A 19,662-nucleotide genomic window follows, 5' to 3' on the forward strand; every position below is an offset into this window, starting at 1 on the left:
TGGTCCACCTCCATTTCAGAAAAGCTGTCACATCATGATCAACCTGCCTACAGCCGCGCGCGTCGTCATCATCGGGGGCGGCATATCGGGCTGTTCGGTAGCCTACCATCTGGCGAAGCTGGGCTGGTCGAACATCGTCCTGCTGGAGCGCAAGCAGCTGACCTGCGGAACGACCTGGCACGCTGCAGGTCTGGTGGGGCAGTTGCGTGCCAGCCAGAACATGACGCGGCTGGCAAAGTATTCGGCCGACCTCTACACACGTCTGGAGGCCGAGACCGGTCTTGCAACGGGCTTCCGCCAATGCGGCTCGATCACCGCCGCCCTGACGATGGAGCGGAAGGAGGAGATCCTGCGGCAGGCCAGCCTTGCCCGCGCCCTCGGCATCGAGGTCAATGAGCTCTCCCCAGCCGAAGTCAAAGATCTGTATCCGCATCTGAACGCCGATGGGGTCACGGCGGGTGTGCATCTGCCGCTGGATGGGCAGGCCGATCCGACGAATATCACGTTGGCACTGGCCAAGGGCGCACGGAACCACGGGGCGCTGATTGTCGAGCAGACTAAGGTGCTGGCTGTGACCAAGGCAGGTGGCCGGGCAACCGGCGTCACTTGGCAGCGTGGCGATGAGACGGGGCACATCGCCGCCGACATGGTGGTGAATTGCGGCGGCATGTGGGGCCGTGATCTGGCCGCATCCTCGGGCGTGACACTGCCTTTGCATGCATGCGAGCATTTCTACATAGTGACCGACAGCATCCCCGGTCTGACACGCATGCCGGTGCTGCGGGTGCCCGACGAATGCGCGTATTACAAAGAGGATGCGGGCAAGATCCTGCTGGGCGCGTTCGAGCCGGTGGCCAAGCCATGGGGCATGACCGGCATTCGCGAGGATTTCTGCTTTGACCAGCTGCCGGATGACTTCGATCATTTCGAGGCGATTCTGGAAATGGGCATCAATCGGCTGCCGATGTTGGCCGATGCGGGTATCCACACCTTCTTCAACGGGCCGGAAAGCTTCACCCCAGACGACCGGTATTATCTGGGCGAGGCACCAGAGCTGGCCGGCTACTGGGTAGCGGCCGGCTATAACTCGATAGGCATCGCCTCCTCAGGCGGGGCGGGCATGGCACTGGCCCAGTGGTGAGCGACGGTGAGCCCCCCTTCGACCTGTGGGAGGTGGATATCCGCCGCGCCCAGCCCTTCCAGCGCAACCGAACGTATCTGCGAAACCGGGTGACCGAGACCCTTGGCTTGCTCTATGCCGACCATTTCCCCTATCGTCAGCCGGCGACTGCGCGCGGTGTGCGGCGCAGCCCGCTGCACGACCAACTCAGGGCCCAGGGCGCGGTCTTTGGCGAGGCGGCCGGTTGGGAACGTGCTAACTGGTTTGCCAACAAGGGGCAAACCGCGGAGTATCACTATAGCTGGAAGCGCCAGAACTGGTTCGACAACCAGCGGGCGGAGCATCTTGCTTTGCGCGAAGGCGTCGGGTTGCTGGACATGACCTCCTTTGGCAAGATCCGAGTCGAGGGACGCGAGGCGCTCGCGTTCCTGCAAAGGCTATGTGCCAACCAGATGGATGTTGCACCGGGACGTATTGTCTACACCCAGATGCTGAACCCGCGCGGCGGTATCGAAAGCGACCTGACCGCAACACGCCTGTCCGAGACAGCATTCCTGCTTGTCGTGCCCGGCGCTACGCTGCAGCGTGATCTGGCTTGGCTTCGCCGCCACCTGACGGACGAATGGGTTGTCATCACCGATGTTTCAGCAGCCGAAGCGGTGATCTGCGTGATGGGGCCACGATCGCGTGAATTGCTCTGGCTTGTGTCTCCGGACGATCTGTCGAATGCGTCCCACCCCTTCGGAGCCGCACGGGAGATCGAGGTCGGCATGGGCCTCGCTCGTGCCCATCGCGTCTCATATGTCGGAGAGCTGGGGTGGGAATTATATGTGTCCTCGGATCAGGCAGCCCATGTCTGCGAGGCGTTGGTTGAAGCGGGCGAGCAGGTCGGGCTGAAGCTGTGCGGCCTTCACGCGATGGACAGCTGCCGGATCGAGAAGGCCTATCGCCATTTCGGCCATGACATTACCGACGAGGATCACGTCCTTGAGGCGGGTCTTGGCTTCGCCGTCAAAACGGACAAGGGCGATTTTATCGGTCGCGACGCGGTGCTGCGCAAGCGAGATCATGGACTATCGCGACGGCTGATGCAGTTCCGCCTGAAGAACCCGGAGCCGCTGCTGTTCCACAACGAGCCCATTCTGCGCAACGGACGGATCGTGGGACACCTGTCATCGGGAAATTACGGCCATACGCTTGGCGGTGCTGTCGGGCTCGGCTTTGTTCCGGTAATGGACAGAGAAAGCGCCGACGCGATGCTGCTATCTGATTACAGCATCGACATCGCTGGTCGGATTGTCCCCGCCGATGCGAGCCTGACGCCCATGTATGATGCAAGATCCGCACGGATGATGGTCTAGGCGATCGGGATCATGGCGCCGCATTTCTGCGCCGCGTCTTAAGGGCCGCTTTTGGGACCCTCCACTGCCGCACGTCCCCGGACCTGACCGGCAAGTATGGCCTGACATTACCCTATGGCCTCACAACTTATCATGGAACTGACCGTCCTGACCAAGGTGAACTAGCCATGGCCTGCTGCAAGCAGAGGTATTGGAGCACAGCCAACTTGAGCTCTTCAAACCTTTGCTCATCGCTTCAGCATATAGATGGTCTCGAACGCATTAACTGTTGACTGGCATAAGCAGCGTGCTTCATCGTCGGCAGGACATAGCTGGCAACCGCGCCTCGCGATCCGTTCGCTCTTTCGAGCAAGGGGATCTGCGAGGCTTTTTTGTTTGGACAGGCCTTGGCACGAAAAATCGAAATAGGCGTCCTTTTCTCTCGTTCGGGGCCCTACCGGCTGATGGGGGAAGCCAGCCGCCGCGGTGTCCTCAAGGGGATCGCAGAGGTGAACACCGACAGCGGCTACGACCTGAACTTCGACCCGGTCGAGCGTGATCCGGCCGGAGATGTTGATGCTTACGCGCCGCTCAGCGAGGACATTCTGAGCAAGACGCGCGCCCGACATATTATCGGCTGCACAACATCGTGGAGCCGGAAGGAGGTCATTCCCTCATTGGAGCGATTGAACGGTGCCCTTTGGTATCCTGTGCCCTACGAGGGCTTCGAGGCCTCGGACCGGATCGTCTACACGCACGCCTGCCCGAACCAGCACCTGCTGCCCTTGCTTGACCATGTGTTCAGGTCCCACGGCAAACGCGGCTATCTTACAGGCTCGAATTACATCTGGGGCTGGGAGATGAACCGCCTTGCCCGCGAAGTGACCATCTCTGCAGGGGGTGAAGTCCTGGGAGAGCGGTATCTGCCGCTTGGCTCGACCGATGTTTCGAGAATTGTTGAGGAGATTGAGGCCCTGCGCCCGGACTTCGTTCTCAACCAGCTGATCGGGCCGTCTCAATACGAGTTCATCGCGGCGATGGCCGGCCTGCGTCGACGCAATCAATATTTTGCCAATCCCCGCTGTCCCGTCCTTTCCTGCAACCTGACCGAATGCGAATTGCCGGTCATGGGCGCGTCGGCTGATGGGATCGTCGCGGCAGGGCCCTGGTTCCGTGGCATGCCCACGATGCCGACGGGGCGCGGCCGGGAAGAGGATTTTGGTTCGTCCTTCGAGGCGGCGGCCTATGCATCCGTCATAATGCTGGCGCAATTGCTGAACCACCGGCCGGGCGCGGAAAACCTGCCTCTGTCGCAGCTTCTGGCGCTGCCCGTTGCGAGGCGGCTGGGCATCAGCGCGCGGACGCACCACACGCGCCTGCCTGTTGCCATCGCTCGGGTCGAGAACAGGGCCTTCCACGTCCTGAATACGCTGGAACCGCTTGAAGGCGATCCCTACCTTACAGCCGGGAGCGATATTGCGCGTCCCGCACTGCGGGTGGTGACATGAACCGGCGCCTCCGCATTCCCGATCTGGGCGGCGCGGTCGCTGTCATCCTGCATCGCCCCCACGCGACGGTCGCGGCCCTGTCTCGTCAGTTGGAGGCGATCGGTCTGCAGACCCTGTGCCATTGGCCTGACCTGCCGCTTGCCATCCAGGCTGCCGACTATCTTTTTCTGGACGTCGACACGGCCCACGATGAGCAATTCCCCTGGCAGCCGGGGCGCGCTCCCATGCCCACCATCGCGCTGATCGGATCAGAGGCTCCCGGCAGGATCGAGTGGCTGATGAACTTCGGCGCGGACGCGCAGATCCTGAAGCCGGTCGGGACGGCAGGGGTTTATTCGGCCCTGCTGATTGCCCGTGCGACCTTCGACGCTCGTGCCGAGATGAGCGACCAGATCGACAGTCTCCGTCGCCGCCTGAGCCAGCGGCAGACCGTCGTGCGTGCGGTGGCCCTGCTGGCCGCGCGCGGCAAGACCGAAGACGCGGCTTATGACCAGCTCAGGCAGATGGCGATGGCTTGGCGCGTCAGCTTCGAAGAGGCCGCCGCGCGGATCGTCGACACTGCCGGCGCGGATAAGGAGGCCCGTGATGGCTGATACCGCCCACATCCCCGCGCATGCGTCCGCCGCACCGGGCAGCATCCTGCGCCGCCTCATGAGGCGAAAGCTGGCCCTGTTCGGCTTCTTCATCATCCTGACGGTTGTCGGCGGCGCGATCTTCGCGCCCTGGATCGTCCGGTATGGCCCGAATGAGCAGTTGTTCGAGGGGCTGACGCTGCAGGGCGCGCCCATGCCGCCCGGCGGCGACTTCCTGATGGGCACCGATCTTCTGGGCCGCGACCTGTTCAGCCGCATGCTCTATGGCGCACGCACCTCGCTGATCATCGGCGTCGTGGCCAATGGTGCGGCACTGACGATCGGCACGCTGGTCGGGATCACCGCAGGGTTTCTACGTGGCTGGGTGGGCGCGATCCTGATGCGCTTCACCGACCTGATGATGGCTTTTCCCGCGCTGCTGCTGGCGATCTGCCTAGCTGCAATATTCCAGCCCTCGCTCTGGATCGTCGCCATGGTAATCGCGCTGGTGAACTGGGTCCAGACCGCACGGGTGGTCTATACCGAAACAACCAGCCTGTCCGAAGGCGAGTTCATTGCGGCCGAACGCACGCTCGGCGCCTCTGGTGCGCGAATCCTTTGGCGCCACATCCTGCCGCATCTGGTGCCGACGCTGATCGTCTGGGGCACCCTTGGCATCTCTGTCACGGTGCTCCTGGAGGCAACGCTCAGCTTTCTTGGCGTGGGGGTGCAGCCACCAACGCCCAGTTGGGGAAACATCATCTTCGAGAACCAGACCTACTTCCAGGCGGCGCCTTGGCTGGTCTTCATCCCCGGCGCGGCGATCCTGCTGCTTGCACTGGCCTTCAACCTGGTCGGGGACGCGCTGCGCGACGTCCTGGACCCGACCCAGAGGGGACGCGACTGATGGTAGGCTACCTCTTCCGCCGCATCATCCAGGCAGCCCTGATCCTGCTCGGCGTCAGCTTCATCACCTTCGTGCTGCTCTACGTCCTGCCGGCGGACCCCGTGCGCCAGATCGCCGGGCGCTCGGCCACGCAGCAGACGGTCGAGAATATCCGCCAGCAACTGGGCCTCGATCAGCCGCTGCTAGTGCAATACGGTCGCTATCTGTCTGGCCTGGTCCAGGGAGACCTGGGGCGCAGCTACTTGCAGCGGACCGAGGTCGGCACGCTTATCGCCTCGCGCCTGCCTGCCTCGCTGCTGCTGATGGCGGGCGGTATCCTTTGCGAACTGTTGATCGGTCTGACGCTCGGCGTGATCGCCGCGCTCTATCGCGGACGGCCAGTGGATCAGGGGCTGATGGTGACCAGTTTCGTCGCCGTCTCGGCACCGCAATTCGTCGTTGGGCTGCTGCTGCTTTATGTCTTCGCGGTGCAGCTGGGCTGGTTCCCCATCGGCGGCTACGGGACCTTGGCCCATCTCGTGCTCCCGGCGGTTACCCTCGGGATCATGGGCTCGGGCTGGTATTCGCGGATGATGCGCTCCTCCATGATCGAGGTGATGCGCCAGGACTATATCCGCACCGCCCGAGCAAAGGGTCTGACGCGGGGTCGCATCCTCTTTCGTCACGCGTTGCCCAACGCGATCCTGCCGATCATCGCCATGATCGGGATCGACATCGGCATCTTCATGGGCGGCATCGTCGTCGTCGAAAGCGTCTTCGGCTGGCCCGGCATCGGTCAACTTGCATGGCAGGCGATCCAGCGCGTGGACATCCCCGTCATCATGGGGGTCACCATGGTTTCGGCGAGCTTTATCGTGCTGGGCAACCTTCTGGCCGACATCGTCACCCCCTTCATCGATCCGCGCATCAAGATGCGGTGACTCATCAACCACAACAGGGAAAACCAAGATGAAAAAGCTGCTCTGCTCCTCTGCCCTCGTGCTGGCCTTCGCGCTGCCCGTGGCGGCCCAGGAATACACTCCTGATCCGAAGGCCATGCCCGGCGGGATGATCACCATCACCTACAAGGACGACGTGGCGACGCTGGACCCGGCCATCGGCTATGACTGGCAGAACTGGTCGATGATCAAGTCGCTCTTCGACGGACTGATGGACTATGTTCCCGGCACGACCGAGCTGCGCCCCGGCCTTGCCGAAAGTTACGAGGTCTCCGAAGACGGCACCGTGTTCACCTTCACCCTCCGCCAAGGAGTCACCTTCCACAACGGCCGCGAGATGACGGCCGAAGACGTGAAGTACTCGCTGGACCGCGTGACGCGGCCGGAAACGCAATCGCCGGGCGCGGGCTTCTTCGCCTCGGTTCGGGGCTTCGACGAGATATCGGCCGGCGAGGCGGACAGCTTGTCGGGCGTCGAGGTCGTGGACCCTCGGACGATCCGCATCACCCTGTCACGGCCGGATGCCACCTTTCTGCACGTGATGGCGCTGAACTTCGCCTCAGTTGTCCCGCAGGAGGCGGTCGAGGAAGCCGGCGCCGACTTCGGTAAGTCGCCGGTCGGGACCGGGGCGTTCAAGCTGGCGGACTGGGTGATCGGCCAGCGGCTCGTCTTTGAGAAGAACGCCGATTACTGGCGTGACGGAGTGCCTTATCTGGACGGCATCACCTTTGAGGTTGGGCAGGAGCCGGTCGTGGCGCTGCTGCGATTGCAGCAGGGAGAGGTTGATGTGCCCGGTGACGGCATCCCGCCGGCCAAGTTCCAGGAGGTGATGGGCGATGCCGATCAGGCCGCGCGCGTGGTCGAGGGAGGACAGCTGCACACCGGCTACATCACGCTGAATGTCGGTATCGAGCCCTTCGACCAGCTGGCCGTTCGCGAGGCGGTCAATATGGCTATCAACAAGGACCGGATCATTCAGGTCATCAACGGCCGCGCGGTTCCCGCGAACCAGCCGCTGCCGCCCTCGATGCCGGGGTATAGTGAAGGGTTCGACGGCTTTGCCTACGATCCAGAAGGCGCCAAGGCCAAGCTGGCCGAGGCCGGCCTGGAAGATGGCTTCACGACGCAGCTTTACGTGATGAACACGGACCCCAACCCCCGCATCGCACAGGCGATCCAGCAGGATCTGGCCGCCATCGGCGTCGAAGTAGAGATCCGCAGCCTGGCCCAGGCCAACGTGATCGAGGCCGGCGGCGCGGGCGAGGCACCGATGATCTGGTCGGGCGGCATGGCCTGGATCGCCGACTTCCCAGACCCGTCGAACTTCTATGGCCCCATCCTCGGCTGCGCGGGTGCGGGCGACGGCGGCTGGAACTGGTCCAAGTTCTGCGATGAGAGCATCGACGCCATGGCGGCCGAGGCCGACAGCTTTACAGACCCCGCCGCACCCGAACGGCTTGAGATGTGGTCGCAGGTCTATCAACAGGTCGTGGCCCAGGCGCCATGGGTGCCGGTCTTCAACGAGCAACGCTACACCATGAAATCGGCGCGGATGGGCGGAGATGACGCGCTCTATGTCGATCCAGTGTCGATCCCCGTCAACTACGACTACGTCTATGTGACCGAGTAAGCTCATGTGCAAGAACTGCGACTATACGATCCACGGCGCGCAGCACCATTTTGGCTGGGACAATTCCATTGCCCCGGTCCAAACGGTCGCACCGGGATCGACGATTATTTTTAACTGCATGGACTCTTCGGCGGGCCAGCTTGGCCCGTCGAGCACTGTGGCCGATGTCGCCGTGCTGGATTTCGGCAAGATCAACCCGGTTTCGGGACCCATCTTCGTCGAGGGCGCCGAGCCGGGCGACGCGCTGAAGGTCACGCTTGATGATTTCACGCCGCGCGTTCAGGAAGGCTCGGCCTGGGGCTGGACGGCAAACATCCCCGGGTTTGGGCTTCTGGCCGACCAATTCACCGACCCAGCCCTGACGATCTGGAAATATGATGCCGATACACTGGCCCCCGCGCTCTGGGGGCAGCACGGCAAGGTCGCGCTGAAACCCTTCACCGGCACGATTGGTGTCGCGCCGGCCGATCCGGGGCTGCACTCGATCGTGCCACCGCGCCGGACTGGGGGCAACCTCGACATCCGCGATCTGGCGAAGGGCACGGTCCTCTACCTGCCGGTCGAGGTGGTCGGCGCCTTGTTCTCGGTCGGCGACACCCATGCAGCGCAGGGCGATGGCGAGGTCTGCGGGACCGCCATCGAGAGCCCGATGGATGTCACGCTGACGCTGGACCTCGTGAAGGGCGCAAACCTCAAGATGCCCCGATTCACGACGCCGGGGCCGGTCACGCGGCATCTGGACGCCAAGGGATACGAGGTCACGACGGGCATTGGTCCCGACCTGATGAGCGGGGCGCGGCAGGCCGTCGAGCAGATGGTGGACCTGCTCTGCGCGCAGCACGGCATGGCGGCGGTCGACGCCTACATGCTGGTCTCGACCTGCGGCGACCTGCGGATCTCGGAAATCGTGGACATGCCCAACTGGGTGGTTTCCTTCTACTTCCCCCGCTCGGTCTTCGAATGATCGTCCCGCAGGCGGTCATCCCGGCCCCCCTTCTGTCCGTCAAGGGTCTGACAGTCTCGGTCAGCGATCGGGGGATCGTGCGCCCTCTCGTCTCGGATCTCAGTTTCGAGCTGAGACCGGGCGAGACGTTGGCAATCGCCGGCGAAAGCGGGTCGGGCAAATCGATCACGTCGTTGGCGCTGATGGGCCTCTTGCCGGTCAATGTCAGCATCACTTCGGGCCAGTTGCTGCTGGACGGGACCGATCTGGCACGGCTGACCGAGGCACGGATGCGTCCACTGCGCGGTGGCCGGATCGCGATGATCTTTCAGGAGCCGATGACCTCGCTCAATCCTGTGCAGACCATCGGCACCCAGTTGATCGAAGCGATCCGCGCCCATGAACCCGTTGGCCGCGCCGAAGCGCGCGCCGAAGCTATCGAGGCGCTGCGCCAGGTCCGGATCTCGGAGCCGACGCGGCGGATGCAGCAATACCCGCACGAGCTGTCGGGTGGGATGCGCCAGCGCGTGATGATCGCGATGGCTCTGGCGTTGCGCCCCGCCGTTCTGATCGCCGACGAGCCGACCACCGCGCTGGATGTGACAGTGCAACGCGAAGTGCTGGACCTGCTTCGCGACCTGCAGGCGGAGACCGGCACCGCCCTGATCCTTATAACACATGACATGGGAGTGGTGGCCGAGACTGCAGACCGCGTCGTCGTGATGCAGGCCGGCTGCATGGTCGAAGTGGGGCCGACGACTCAGATCTTCGCCGCACCCCGAGCCGCATACACGCGCGAACTGCTGGCCGCCGTTCCCCGCCTCGGTGCAGGCGCCGAGCGCGCCGCCCCCTTGCCCCCCCAGGCGCCGGTTCCAGTTGCCCGCCTGTCTCGCGCCTCGGTCCACTATGACGTCGGCGCCAGCTTCTTCGGCCGTCCGACCCACCGCGTTCACGCCGCCCTCGGCGTCTCCTTCGACATCCGCCCCGGCGAGACCTTCGGCCTGGTCGGAGAAAGCGGGTGCGGCAAGTCGACGATTGCGAAAGCCTTGGCTGGCTTGGTGCCGCATGAGGGTTTGATCGAGATCGGGGGAAAGCCGCTTTCCTCCCTGACAGCGCGCGAACGCAAGGACATCCGCCGCGATGTCCAGATGGTCTTCCAGGACCCCATGGCCGCATTGGACCCCCGGATGAAGGTTGGAGAGGCCGTCGAAGAGCCGCTTGTGATCCACCGCATCGGCACCCCTGCGGAACGGCGTGCCCACGCCGAAGACCTTTTTCGGCGCGTCGGCCTGACGCCGGGCGAGATGTCTCGCTACCCGCATGAGTTCAGCGGCGGCCAGCGCCAACGCATCTGCATCGCCCGCGCCTTGGCGCTGCGTCCGAAGCTGATCATCTGCGACGAGAGCGTGTCGGCGTTGGATGTCTCGGTCCAGGCAAAGGTGCTGGCGCTTCTGCAAGAATTGAAGACAGGTTTGGGCATGTCCTACCTGTTCATCAGCCACGACATGGCCGTTGTCGAGAACGTCGTCGACCGTCTGGCGGTCATGTATCTGGGCCAGATCGTCGAAATGGGAACGCGGGACCAGGTCTTCGGCAATCCGCAGCATTCCTATACGCAGCGGCTTCTCGATGCGGTTCCAATCCCGGATCCGGCGCGCCGGTCCCGGAGCCATCTGCGCCCTACCGGAGAGATACCGTCCCCCCTCTGGCCTATAGGTGAGATCCCTCCACCTGCGGAGTTGATCGACACGGGCGGTGGCCATCTGGTCGCGAGAGATTCAGCTTGATGGCGTCGGCGCTCTTGGATTGCATGCCGCCAGGAAAGTGCCGTAGCCGATTGGCTTGCGAGGCTCCGGTTGTTGCCGAGGTGACTCCACGGGGCGGCCTATATGGGTGCGGTGTAGGGGCCACATGCTGATCGACGGATACCGAGGATCTCAACCGCCTGCTGGCCCGGATCCTGACCGCGTTGAAGCCTGACAGACGCGGCCTGACCGCTGTCAGAGACGACGCGCAGTCGGTCTATGCCTTCCTCACCGCGGATGTCCGAAACCTCTAAATTCTTTCGCGCAACTGCGCGCCGCGCGTGCCGGTGATCGCGCGCTGGAGCGGAACTACCGTTCCGACCTGGCCCATTCCGGCCACCGCTAAAGCGGTCATTGCCATCGAGACCGAGGAGCTGCAGGCCAGCTCTATGGTCGACCGCATGCCGGCCGACCGAGAGGCGGGCATGGTCCTCAAGGGCTAGGCACTGCTCTTTTGCACCTTTACCTGCTCGTATCACGAAGGCTAATTTGCCGGTTTCTGCTTCTAGAACAGCGCTTGGGGCACGATCATGCTGATCGCCGGGATGTAGGACAGCAGGATCAGGGCCAGCAGCATCAGAAGCATAGTCGGCAGCGTAGCCCGGAAGACCTCGCCAAGGCTCATCTTGGCCACGCCCATGGCCACGAAGAGGTTCAGACCCACCGGGGGCGTCAGCATCCCGATGGACAGGTTGACCAGCATGATGATGCCGAAATGGACCGGATCAACCCCGAGTTCCTGAGCAATCGGCATCATCAGCGGGCCAAGGATGATGATCGCCGATGCGCTGTCCAGGAAGCAACCGGCCACCAGCAGGATCAGGTTGAAGGCAGCGATTACCAGAACGGGGTTGTCGGTCCCCGACAGAACATAAGCGGCAAGATCCGATGGCGTTCCGGTGCTGGCCAGCAGCCAAGAGAAGACGGAGGCACCTGCGGTGATCAGCAGCAGCGGCCCCGAGATGAGGCCCGTGTTGCGCAGAACAACCAACGTGGCTGTGAACGAGATGCTGCGATAGATGATCGCGCCCACGAACCAGCCGTAAAGGCAGGCGGCGGCGGCGGATTCGGTGGGCGTGAAGACGCCTGAATAGATCCCGCCCAGCAGGATTACCGGCAGCCCCAGACCCCAGGCCGCACGCTTCACCGCCTGCAGGATGCTGCCAAAGGTCGGCAGCGGGTCCCGTGCATATCCCTTGCGCGCCGAATACCAGGTCGCATAGCCGATCAACAGCGTCCCGATCAGCAAGGCCGGCAGCAGCCCCGCCGCGAACAACATGCCGACAGAGGTCCCCGTCACCGAGCCATAGATGATCAGCGCGATCGAGGGCGGCACGATGGGCCCCAAGGTTCCGGCGGTGGTGATCAGGCCGATGGAGAAATACTTGTCATATCCCGCATTGACCATGGCTGGATAAAGGATCGAGCCGATGGCGATCACCGTGGCGGGGCTCGAGCCCGAGATTGACCCGAACATAAGGCAAGCCATCACCGCCGCCGCGGCCAAGCCGCCTGGCAGCCAGCCGATCAGCGCCCGCGCCAACCCGATCAGGCGGTCGGACAGGCCACCGATGCGCATCAGCTCTGCCGCCAGGATGAAGAACGGGATCGACATGAGCGAGAAGTTGTTCATGCCCGAGAACATGCGCATCGGGACAAGCAGCGGGTCCATCCCGCCCCAGAAGTAGAAGACCGCGGCCACCGATAAAGCCAAGGACGCAAATATCGGCAGTCCGAAAATCAGAAGCCCGAAGAAGACGGGGATAAGAGCGCCAACCATGCCGTGTCCTCAGCTTGTCTTGATGTCGACTTGGGGCGGCTCGTAGCCGCGACCGGCCAGCAGTTCGCGCAGAACCAGCAGATAGCGCAGGAGCATGAAGATGCCTGCCGCCGGAATGACGGCATAGATGTAGCCGACGGGAATGCGCATGGCGGGCGACAACTGCCCCATGCGCGACGTGTTCAGGACCAGCCTGCCGCCATACCAGACCAGAACGGCGGCAAAGATGAGACCCAGGCACGCCGCTCCGATCTGAAGGAACTTTGCCGTCCGGGGGCTGGCAAAGGCGTAAACCGCATCGACGCTGATATGCGAGGCATAGCGAACCCCCATGCCCATGGTCAGAAAGCTCATGGTGATCAGCGAGTAAAGGATCAGCTCTTCGGACCAGAATAGCGAGTTGTTGAACACGTAGCGTGCGATCACCTGCACGATCGCGACAACAGTCGCGATCAGCATGAGTCCGGTGACGAGCACGTTCTCGATCCAGTCGACGATGCGGTTCAGCCAGACGATCATGACTGCCGGCTCCCCGACGCCATCATTCGCCCTTGGCGGCGGCCAGCGCCTTTTCCATCAATTCGGACGTCACCATCGGCGCGAACTCTTCGTAGATGGGTTGCGAGGCCTCGATGAACGCGGCGCGGCCTTCCGGCGTCAGCTCCTGGATCTCAATGTCGTCGGAGATCTCCTCAAGGATTTTTGTCTCGTCCTCGGCCGTATACTGGCGCGCAGCATCGCGGCCCACGATCATTGCGTCCTCGACCACCTTCTTCAGGTCGTCCGGAAGGCTGTCCCAGGCCTGCTTGTTCATGATCGCGGCATAGGTGTGATAGGCATGACCGGTCAGGGTCATGTAGTCCTGCACCTCGTAAAATTTCATCGAATAGATGTTGGCCAGGGGGTTCTCCTGCCCTTCGACCACGCCCTGCTGCAGTCCGTTATAGACCTCGACATAGGCCATAGCGGTCGGGTTCGCGCCGTAGGTGCGATACGTCGCCAGAATGGTCGGCGCCTGCAGCGTGCGCATCTTGATGCCCTGCAGATCGCCAAGGCCATTGATGGGGCGGATGTTGTTGGTCATGTGGCGAAAGCCTGCGCCCCACATCGCGATGCCATGCAGGTTGTTGGCGTCCAGCGTTGCCAGCAGCTCGGTTCCGACCTCCCCGTCGAGCACGCGCTTCATCGCCGCCTCGTCCTCCATCAGGAAGGGCAGGTCGAACAGATACATCTGCTCATTGAAGTTCGCGAGGTTGCCGGTCGGCGGGATCGAGATGTCGACAAGCCCCATCTGGGTCTGCTCGATGATCTCGACGTCGCCGCCCAGTTGGGCCGCAGGACGAATGTTGATCTCGATCCGGCCGTCCGAGTTCTTTTCGACCTCCTCCTTGAAGACCACCGCGGCGCGGGCGTTCGGAGTGTCCTCGGTCAGCACATGGGCGAAGGTGAATTCGAAATCCGCGGCGGCGGCCATGCTGCCGAAGGCGGTGCCGAGGGCAAGGGTCAGGCAGGTGCCGAACGTGCGATAGGTCATGGTGTCGTCTCCTGTTGGTCGTTTCGTTGTTGTCAGATCACAGCGGCGGCGGGCCCAGCAGATCGGGTCCTGCGCCGATCACCGCCTCAGCCCAGAGGCTTGCGGCCAACAGCCGCTCCTCTTGCCAGGCAGGCGCGATGATCTGGAGGCCGGTAGGAATTCTGTTGGCGTCCAGCCCGGTTGGCAGCGTAGTCGCGCACCAGCCGAGAAGGTTCACAATTGCTGTGTTCCGCAGGGCCAGCATATTGGCCCGGCGATAGGCGTCGGGATCGGCCAGGTCTGACAGCAGCGGGGCTGAAATCGGCACCGTCGGGGACACAAGCAGGTCCACTCCTTCGAAGATCTGGCTGGCGGTCCCTGCCGCCTCGGCCAGCAAGGCGCGGCGCTGCAGATAATCGGACGCGCTGACCTCGTCCGCGGCGACGACCCGCGCCATGACCGCGGGATCCAGGCGCGCGATCCGCTCGGGGTGATGGGCGTCAAGGAAGGCCCGCAGTTCGGGAGCTGCCAACCCGCCCCGGCGGAACAGATCAAGCACTCGGTCCAAATCTGGCAGGTGCACCGAGGTCACCGCAGCTCCTGCCCTCTCCAGTTTGGTGAGGGCAGCATGGGTGTTGGCGGCCACCGCAGGATCGATCTCCTCCCACACGACGTTTTCGATGATGCCGATGCGCGGACCGCTCGAAGCCGGCCCCACAGATTTGCCGCCATCGATGGCGGCAAAGAGAAAGGCCAGATCGGCGATGCTGCGGGCTAAAAGGCCAGGTGTGTCCAGTGAGGGCGATAGCGGCACGATGCCGTCCAGTGACCAGCGGCCATGCGTGATCTTCAGCGCGGTCTGGCCAGTAAACGAGGCGGGGATCCGGACCGATCCGGCCGTGTCCGTCCCGAGCGCAGCCAAGGCACTGCCCTGCGCCAGCGAGACCCCTGCCCCTGAGCTGGACCCGCCCGGCGCCCGTGGGGCACCCTGCGCGGACCATGGGTTGACCGGGGTCCCCCAATGCGGGTTGGTGCCAAGGCCGCCGAAAGCAAACTCCACAGTATGCGTCTTGCCCGTGACAATGCCGCCTTGGGTCAGGACGCGGTTCATGACCGGACCCGGGCGCTGCCACTCTTGGGAAAATTCGGTATCTGTTCCGGCATGGACTGGCAGGCCCGGCACGCCGTAAAGGTCCTTGATCGAGACGGGGATGCCCATCAGCGGGCCCAGATCGATCCCGGTTCCCATAAGCACGTCCAGCGCGCGCGCCTGCACCTCGGCCCGTGGTCCTGCCCAGGTGCGATACGCGTTCAGGCGCTCCTCGGTCGCGCCATGGCGGGCCGCCGCGTCGGCCATCAATCCCGCCGCAGTGGCGGTTCCACTGCGGAGCTGACTGGCGATCGTATCGAGCGGAACATAGGTCACGGGCTGTCTCCTCGTCGATTGGAGCTGCCTTATCCTATGCGGCTCTCTTCAATGCGCCACCGTGCTGATCGTCAGGCAGATGGCTTGTTCGAGATGGCCCGCCCTCCTAAGTCTAGCCACACGCCTTTGAAGTAAAACGGAAAATTTCCTCTCACGGCTAAGGTTGACAGGATAGCGTTGCCGCTTCGGCAAAGCACTGTTGCCGCAACAGCTACAGCTTTGAAAGATCCAGTGCCTAGTTTGGCCTCGACAAACACAACCATTCAGGAAGAACATCGTGTCACACGCAACGGAACAGCGGCTCCGCGAACTAGGGATCATTCTGCCGCGTCGGCCGAAGCCCATCGGGAACTACCTTCCCGGCGTTGTCGTGGGCAACATTCTCTACACGTCCGGGACCTTGGGAACGCAGCCGGACGAAAACGACAATGACGTCCTGCCCTATGTCGGAAAGGTCGGCTCTGACCTGAGCATCGAGGAGGGCTATGCCTCTGCCCGGCTGATGGCGATCAACCACCTTGCGATGATGAAGGCGGTTCTGGGCGATCTCGACCGGGTCAAGCGGATCGTCAAAATGATCGGCTACGTCTCATGCGCTCCCGGCTTTACCGAGCCGCACCTGGTGCTGAACGGGGCTTCGGACCTCTTCGTCAAGCTATGGGGCGAGGAGAATGGCAAGCACGCGCGCGCTGCCCTGACGCAGCACGAACTGGGGCTGAACGCCCCGGTCGAGGCGGACATTACAATTGAGCTTCATCCCTGACGCGCGCGCAGGTGGGCGAGAAGTGCCGCATCGGATTTCTCGCCCTTCGCGAACTCGCTCAGGATCGAGGCAATGAACGTTTCGCAAGCGGCCGACTTGTGCTGCCCGTGACGAGCGACGGCATAGATAAAGCGGTGGTCAAAATCGCTGCATCGAAGATTAAGAGGAACCAGTTGACCCTCGTTTACCTCGCGCAGGACGGCCTGCAGGGGAAGATAGATGATGGCGTTGTTGCGGATGGTGTGACGGATCAGGAAGTGAAACTGGTCGGCCACGATGATCGCGGATGGCTGCTTGCGGATCTTGCCGAAGGCGCGGTTCAGCAGGTGGTGGATACCGAAACTGTCATCCGGCAGGACGCAGGGAAGATCAACCAGATCGTCCAGCACGACCGGGCGGCCGTCTGCCAGCGGGTGCGACGGTGGTGCCAGCGCAAGCAATGGCTGCCGCCACTGCCCCACGGTCTCGATTGCGGCATGAGTGAAGTGATCGTAGACGAACCCGATGTCGCACAAGTGCTGTTCGACCGCCTCCAGAACGCGTTCGCGACCGCGGATGCGGACTCGGAAATGGATACCGGGATAACGTTGACGGAATTGCGTAATGTGGGCGGACAGGAAAGGATCGGTAATCCCTTCCACCGTCGCAATGGAAACGGCGCCGGTCTTGAGATTGCGCAGATCGGCAACGTCTCCTTTGGCTGTGTCGATCTGGCTGAAGATGGCCGCCAGATGGTCGGCCACTACACGACCCGCCTCCGTCAGACTGACACCCTCGGCGCGGCGCTCAAGAAGCTGCTCCTGAAACTCGTGCTCCAGCTTGACGATCTGGCGACTGATGGCAGAGGGCGAGACGCGCAGCCGCTCCGCCGCCAACCGGATCGATTGGAAGCGGGCAACGCTCAGGAAGTATTTTCCCGCTATCAGGTTCATTCCGCAACACCACGAAGTTCGTCCAGACGAGCTTCGTCGACCTTGATACCATGGGCAACAGGTATAGCGCGCCGCGCGACCCCTTCCAGCCAAGTAAATGCGTGCAGCAGTAGCTCCTATTCGCTCCAGATGTCAGCCAGAAGCCGAGCCGGTTTGCTATCAAGTCGCTCCGGTGCCGGACTGTCGTAGACCACCAGCCATTCTCCATCATCCCAACGCACCAGACCCTCAGGGTGGTCATGCTGTCCCCGATAGGGCAGATCCCGAACTACTGCGACATCTGCCTCAGGCACCACCCCGGAGGACGTGACGCTCACAGCTCCGCACCAGCGCCTGATCGCGGCGACCCCGTCTGCGGCCGTAACAGGAGCGGTCAGCAGGATCAGGTCATCTCCATCGAGCTCAAGGTCGCGGATGCCAAGCCCCCGGGTCGGAATCAGGTGCTTGCGGTAGCGCCGGGTGCCATCAATTCGGCGTGCTTTGAGATAGCCCGAGCGGGTCACCTTGAACTCGAACTCGAGCACTGCTGCCATCTCCCTTAGAACGGGGCCCCTCAAGCCCAGCCAGACGCGCATCCCGCGCACAGCGATCCCCTCGATATCAAGGCCGTTCTCCTTGCAAGGCAACTCCAGGAAGGGTCCGATATGCTCGTCGTTGCGAAGCCATTTCCTGAGCTGGCTCTTGTTGGCGCCGAGGCGAACGGTCTGGACGCGACGGGCACCATCTTTGGCGACCGGCATCGGCGCCCCGTCCCTCTCAGCCAAAGGGATGCGCCCAAGGAACATCCGGTTCGGATCACGCTCGATCTTGGACAGGCGCCGCAGGGCCGCCTTGCGGCCCCCTTTGGCCTTGCCTCGCTTCAATGCATGGGAGCCGATTACCCAGAGCCAACCCATGTCAGCCATCAATCCTTCGATGTCCATCTCCCCGCCCGGGCCGCCAGGGAGGCAGATGAAGTCGCCAATCGAGATATGGACATGGTTGCCCCAGGCATCGCCGTCCGGCGTCAGCCGATCGACGCCCGCAGTTTCATCGCAGCATGTAAAGAGGGCGTCGCCCACCCGCGCCGCGGCAGAGACGTCCTTGTGAAGGGGGTCATCGACGTGTTTTAGTTCGTCTATTTCGCCGAAGATCAGGAGCACTTGTCTGTTTGGTGCCTCGTCCATGTCGTCCTCCTCAGGGCAGAAAGGAACACCGGCGGAGAAGAAAAGTTCGTGCTGAAGATCCAGCGGAACTAGGTCTAGCAAGGCGAAGTCGAGCCCCGGCCTCTGCCTTCTCCTTCCCTATCAGCGCGCTGCTGTTGAAATGGAGGAAGAAGAACTACAATGAATGGACTTGGCTCAGAAACAAGCACCCCATCCAGCGTGGCAGACGACAACGACATCTTCGACAGGCTAGCGCGATCGCGCTTTCGTAGCCGGTTCCGCCTTTCAGCGGCGGACAGGGCCTACGCGAACAACAAAGGCCGCAGCACGGTTCTTAGTCACGCAAGAGACTTCGTGGCCCTGAGACTCGCGCCCGCTCATCCTCGAAATGACGGCAGGCAGACTCCGATGCGCGGCCATCCTGCCTTTGTGGCCCAACATGCGACCGGGAGTTGCTGCCGCAGCTGCTTACAGAAATGGCACGGGATCGCCAGCGGCCGTCAGATGGGCGACGACGAGCAGGAGAAGGTTGTCGCGCTGATCATGATGTGGATCGATCGGCAGATGAAGGCACAAGGCACCGGCTAGTATGTTTGCGTGAGATTGTGGCGCTGCTGCACCGGGGACATGAAGAGAGTGCAGGAGCCATTCAACGATAAAATGAGCGGACCCTCAGCCATAGCGCATCGCGAAGGACGAGATTATCGCTCTACCGGGCAACTGGTCTAAACCCGAACCATACCCAAGGTTTCTACGCCTCTGCCTTCAATGCAATGCTGCTCGGCAACGCGGCCGCAACATTCGCTGGTGTCAAGACATCGCTGCATCTCAGCCCTCTCGATCCCCTGCTTTACGGTTTTCACGGCGTCCGTGCGCAGATACTGATCCAACAAGAAGATTATCAGGCCGCGGCTGACTCGTCCGACGAAGCTGCCGCAGCGCCTGGTGCGCATCATTTGATCGCGATGATCGCCCTTGTCGCGAACGGACTTGCCGATAGGGCCAGACAGGCAGACCGGTGGCGGCACCAGGTGGTCCATCTCAGGCACGATGCGACGAGCGACGACTTCCTAACTGCATTCCCCACGCGCGACGCCTCATCACGCTTGAAGATTGCGGAGGAGCTGCATCGCCAAGGCTTCTGAAGATCATCCAGCCTGCGGCGGCGTGCAATTGCGGGAAGATGTCGAGGCACTGCCGGAGCGCCTATACCCGACATAAAGCGAATATTGGCCACAGTTGCTGCGGAAAGCATCAAAGGCCGGTTCGAGGAAGCCGCACCGCAGTATCGCTGCTCCGTCGACCAGCTGTTATGGGCGGGAAGCTGACGATCGCGGATG

Annotated in this window: 18 protein-coding genes and 1 pseudogene; 13 read left to right on the forward strand and 6 right to left on the reverse strand. The window is 62.8% G+C overall.

Translation table 11 applies throughout. The features are described from left to right. Positions 1-34: 34 nt before the first annotated feature. From ACNR9W_RS12885 to ACNR9W_RS12930, 10 genes and pseudogenes are all read left to right on the forward strand, one after another. A pseudogene (locus ACNR9W_RS12885) lies at positions 35-2,481 on the forward strand (GcvT family protein). Between the two features lie 443 nt (positions 2,482-2,924). Continuing rightward, positions 2,925-3,968 (forward strand): transporter substrate-binding protein, encoded by a 1,044-nt coding sequence (locus ACNR9W_RS12890; RefSeq protein ID WP_458478738.1) that lies wholly within the window; start codon positions 2,925-2,927, stop codon positions 3,966-3,968. Further along, positions 3,965-4,561 (forward strand): ANTAR domain-containing response regulator, encoded by a 597-nt coding sequence (locus ACNR9W_RS12895; RefSeq protein ID WP_419269078.1) that lies wholly within the window; start codon positions 3,965-3,967, stop codon positions 4,559-4,561. The genes ACNR9W_RS12890 and ACNR9W_RS12895 overlap by 4 nt, the downstream gene beginning before the upstream one ends. Continuing rightward, positions 4,554-5,447, forward strand: a complete 894-nt coding sequence (locus ACNR9W_RS12900) for an ABC transporter permease (protein ID WP_419269079.1) — start codon at positions 4,554-4,556, stop codon at positions 5,445-5,447. The genes ACNR9W_RS12895 and ACNR9W_RS12900 overlap by 8 nt, the downstream gene beginning before the upstream one ends. Further along, positions 5,447-6,367: an ABC transporter permease gene (locus ACNR9W_RS12905; protein WP_419269080.1), complete on the forward strand. Its 921-nt coding sequence runs from the start codon at positions 5,447-5,449 to the stop codon at positions 6,365-6,367. Before ACNR9W_RS12900 ends, ACNR9W_RS12905 begins: the two co-directional genes overlap by 1 nt. Before the next feature lie 28 nt (positions 6,368-6,395). Continuing rightward, positions 6,396-8,015, forward strand: a complete 1,620-nt coding sequence (locus tag ACNR9W_RS12910) for an ABC transporter substrate-binding protein (RefSeq protein WP_419269082.1) — start codon at positions 6,396-6,398, stop codon at positions 8,013-8,015. A 4-nt stretch (positions 8,016-8,019) separates the two neighbouring features. Further along, entirely contained in the window at positions 8,020-8,979 is a 960-nt protein-coding gene (locus tag ACNR9W_RS12915; RefSeq protein ID WP_419269083.1) for an acetamidase/formamidase family protein, read from the forward strand. Then, complete coding sequence (locus ACNR9W_RS12920) at positions 8,976-10,745, forward strand: ABC transporter ATP-binding protein (RefSeq protein ID WP_419269084.1); 1,770 nt, start codon at positions 8,976-8,978, stop codon at positions 10,743-10,745. Before ACNR9W_RS12915 ends, ACNR9W_RS12920 begins: the two co-directional genes overlap by 4 nt. 182 nt (positions 10,746-10,927) lie before the next feature. Further along, positions 10,928-11,017 carry a hypothetical protein gene (locus ACNR9W_RS12925; protein ID WP_458478499.1) on the forward strand — a complete coding sequence of 30 codons (90 nt, stop codon included), beginning with the start codon at positions 10,928-10,930 and terminating at the stop codon, positions 11,015-11,017. Positions 11,018-11,050: 33 nt separating this feature from the next. Next, a complete protein-coding gene (locus ACNR9W_RS12930) occupies positions 11,051-11,206 on the forward strand; it encodes a hypothetical protein (protein WP_419269085.1) in 156 nt (51 codons plus the stop codon). A 62-nt stretch (positions 11,207-11,268) separates the two neighbouring features. Here ACNR9W_RS12930 and ACNR9W_RS12935 read toward each other — a convergent pair whose 3' ends face one another. From ACNR9W_RS12935 to ACNR9W_RS12950, 4 genes are read right to left on the reverse strand one after another with little or no spacing between them, the layout of a single operon-like run. After that, positions 11,269-12,543: a TRAP transporter large permease gene (locus ACNR9W_RS12935; RefSeq protein WP_419269086.1), complete on the reverse strand. Its 1,275-nt coding sequence runs from the start codon at positions 12,541-12,543 to the stop codon at positions 11,269-11,271. Between the two features lie 9 nt (positions 12,544-12,552). Next, the gene (locus tag ACNR9W_RS12940) at positions 12,553-13,062 is read right to left on the reverse strand and encodes a TRAP transporter small permease (RefSeq protein WP_419269087.1); all 510 of its coding nucleotides are present in this window, start codon (positions 13,060-13,062) and stop codon (positions 12,553-12,555) included. 22 nt (positions 13,063-13,084) lie between these two features. Next, a complete protein-coding gene (locus tag ACNR9W_RS12945) occupies positions 13,085-14,077 on the reverse strand; it encodes a TRAP transporter substrate-binding protein (RefSeq protein ID WP_419269089.1) in 993 nt (330 codons plus the stop codon). Positions 14,078-14,114: 37 nt separating this feature from the next. Next, a complete protein-coding gene (locus ACNR9W_RS12950) occupies positions 14,115-15,482 on the reverse strand; it encodes an amidase (protein WP_419269090.1) in 1,368 nt (455 codons plus the stop codon). A 277-nt stretch (positions 15,483-15,759) separates the two neighbouring features. Between ACNR9W_RS12950 and ACNR9W_RS12955 the strand changes: the two genes are divergently transcribed. Continuing rightward, positions 15,760-16,245, forward strand: a complete 486-nt coding sequence (locus tag ACNR9W_RS12955) for a RidA family protein (protein WP_419269091.1) — start codon at positions 15,760-15,762, stop codon at positions 16,243-16,245. On the opposite strand, the gene ACNR9W_RS12960 is transcribed toward ACNR9W_RS12955, so the two are convergent. Further along, entirely contained in the window at positions 16,236-17,177 is a 942-nt protein-coding gene (locus tag ACNR9W_RS12960) for a LysR family transcriptional regulator (protein ID WP_419269092.1), read from the reverse strand. The genes ACNR9W_RS12955 and ACNR9W_RS12960 overlap by 10 nt on opposite strands. Before the next feature lie 116 nt (positions 17,178-17,293). Continuing rightward, the gene (locus ACNR9W_RS12965; protein ID WP_419269093.1) at positions 17,294-18,343 is read right to left on the reverse strand and encodes a DUF3616 domain-containing protein; all 1,050 of its coding nucleotides are present in this window, start codon (positions 18,341-18,343) and stop codon (positions 17,294-17,296) included. Between the two features lie 198 nt (positions 18,344-18,541). On the opposite strand from ACNR9W_RS12965, the gene ACNR9W_RS12970 reads away from it, so the two are divergent. Continuing rightward, complete coding sequence (locus ACNR9W_RS12970; protein ID WP_419269094.1) at positions 18,542-18,910, forward strand: DUF4186 domain-containing protein; 369 nt, start codon at positions 18,542-18,544, stop codon at positions 18,908-18,910. 185 nt (positions 18,911-19,095) lie between these two features. After that, positions 19,096-19,467 (forward strand): hypothetical protein, encoded by a 372-nt coding sequence (locus tag ACNR9W_RS12975; protein WP_419269095.1) that lies wholly within the window; start codon positions 19,096-19,098, stop codon positions 19,465-19,467. Positions 19,468-19,662 lie beyond the last annotated feature (195 nt).

The organism is Paracoccus sp. T5, assembly GCF_048538155.2.
In the GTDB taxonomy this organism is placed as follows: Bacteria; Pseudomonadota; Alphaproteobacteria; order Rhodobacterales; family Rhodobacteraceae; genus Paracoccus.

Coding starts and splice junctions, on each gene's coding strand:
- ACNR9W_RS12890 (WP_458478738.1), top strand. CDS start 2,925: ATGGGGGAAGCCAGCCGCCGCGGTGTCCTCAAGGGGATCGCAGAGGTG.
- ACNR9W_RS12895 (WP_419269078.1), top strand. CDS start 3,965: ATGAACCGGCGCCTCCGCATTCCCGATCTGGGCGGCGCGGTCGCTGTC.
- ACNR9W_RS12900 (WP_419269079.1), top strand. CDS start 4,554: ATGGCTGATACCGCCCACATCCCCGCGCATGCGTCCGCCGCACCGGGC.
- ACNR9W_RS12905 (WP_419269080.1), top strand. CDS start 5,447: ATGGTAGGCTACCTCTTCCGCCGCATCATCCAGGCAGCCCTGATCCTG.
- ACNR9W_RS12910 (WP_419269082.1), top strand. CDS start 6,396: ATGAAAAAGCTGCTCTGCTCCTCTGCCCTCGTGCTGGCCTTCGCGCTG.
- ACNR9W_RS12915 (WP_419269083.1), top strand. CDS start 8,020: ATGTGCAAGAACTGCGACTATACGATCCACGGCGCGCAGCACCATTTT.
- ACNR9W_RS12920 (WP_419269084.1), top strand. CDS start 8,976: ATGATCGTCCCGCAGGCGGTCATCCCGGCCCCCCTTCTGTCCGTCAAG.
- ACNR9W_RS12935 (WP_419269086.1), bottom strand. CDS start 12,543: ATGGTTGGCGCTCTTATCCCCGTCTTCTTCGGGCTTCTGATTTTCGGA.
- ACNR9W_RS12940 (WP_419269087.1), bottom strand. CDS start 13,062: ATGATCGTCTGGCTGAACCGCATCGTCGACTGGATCGAGAACGTGCTC.
- ACNR9W_RS12945 (WP_419269089.1), bottom strand. CDS start 14,077: ATGACCTATCGCACGTTCGGCACCTGCCTGACCCTTGCCCTCGGCACC.
- ACNR9W_RS12960 (WP_419269092.1), bottom strand. CDS start 17,177: ATGAACCTGATAGCGGGAAAATACTTCCTGAGCGTTGCCCGCTTCCAA.
- ACNR9W_RS12965 (WP_419269093.1), bottom strand. CDS start 18,343: ATGGACGAGGCACCAAACAGACAAGTGCTCCTGATCTTCGGCGAAATA.
- ACNR9W_RS12975 (WP_419269095.1), top strand. CDS start 19,096: ATGCTGCTCGGCAACGCGGCCGCAACATTCGCTGGTGTCAAGACATCG.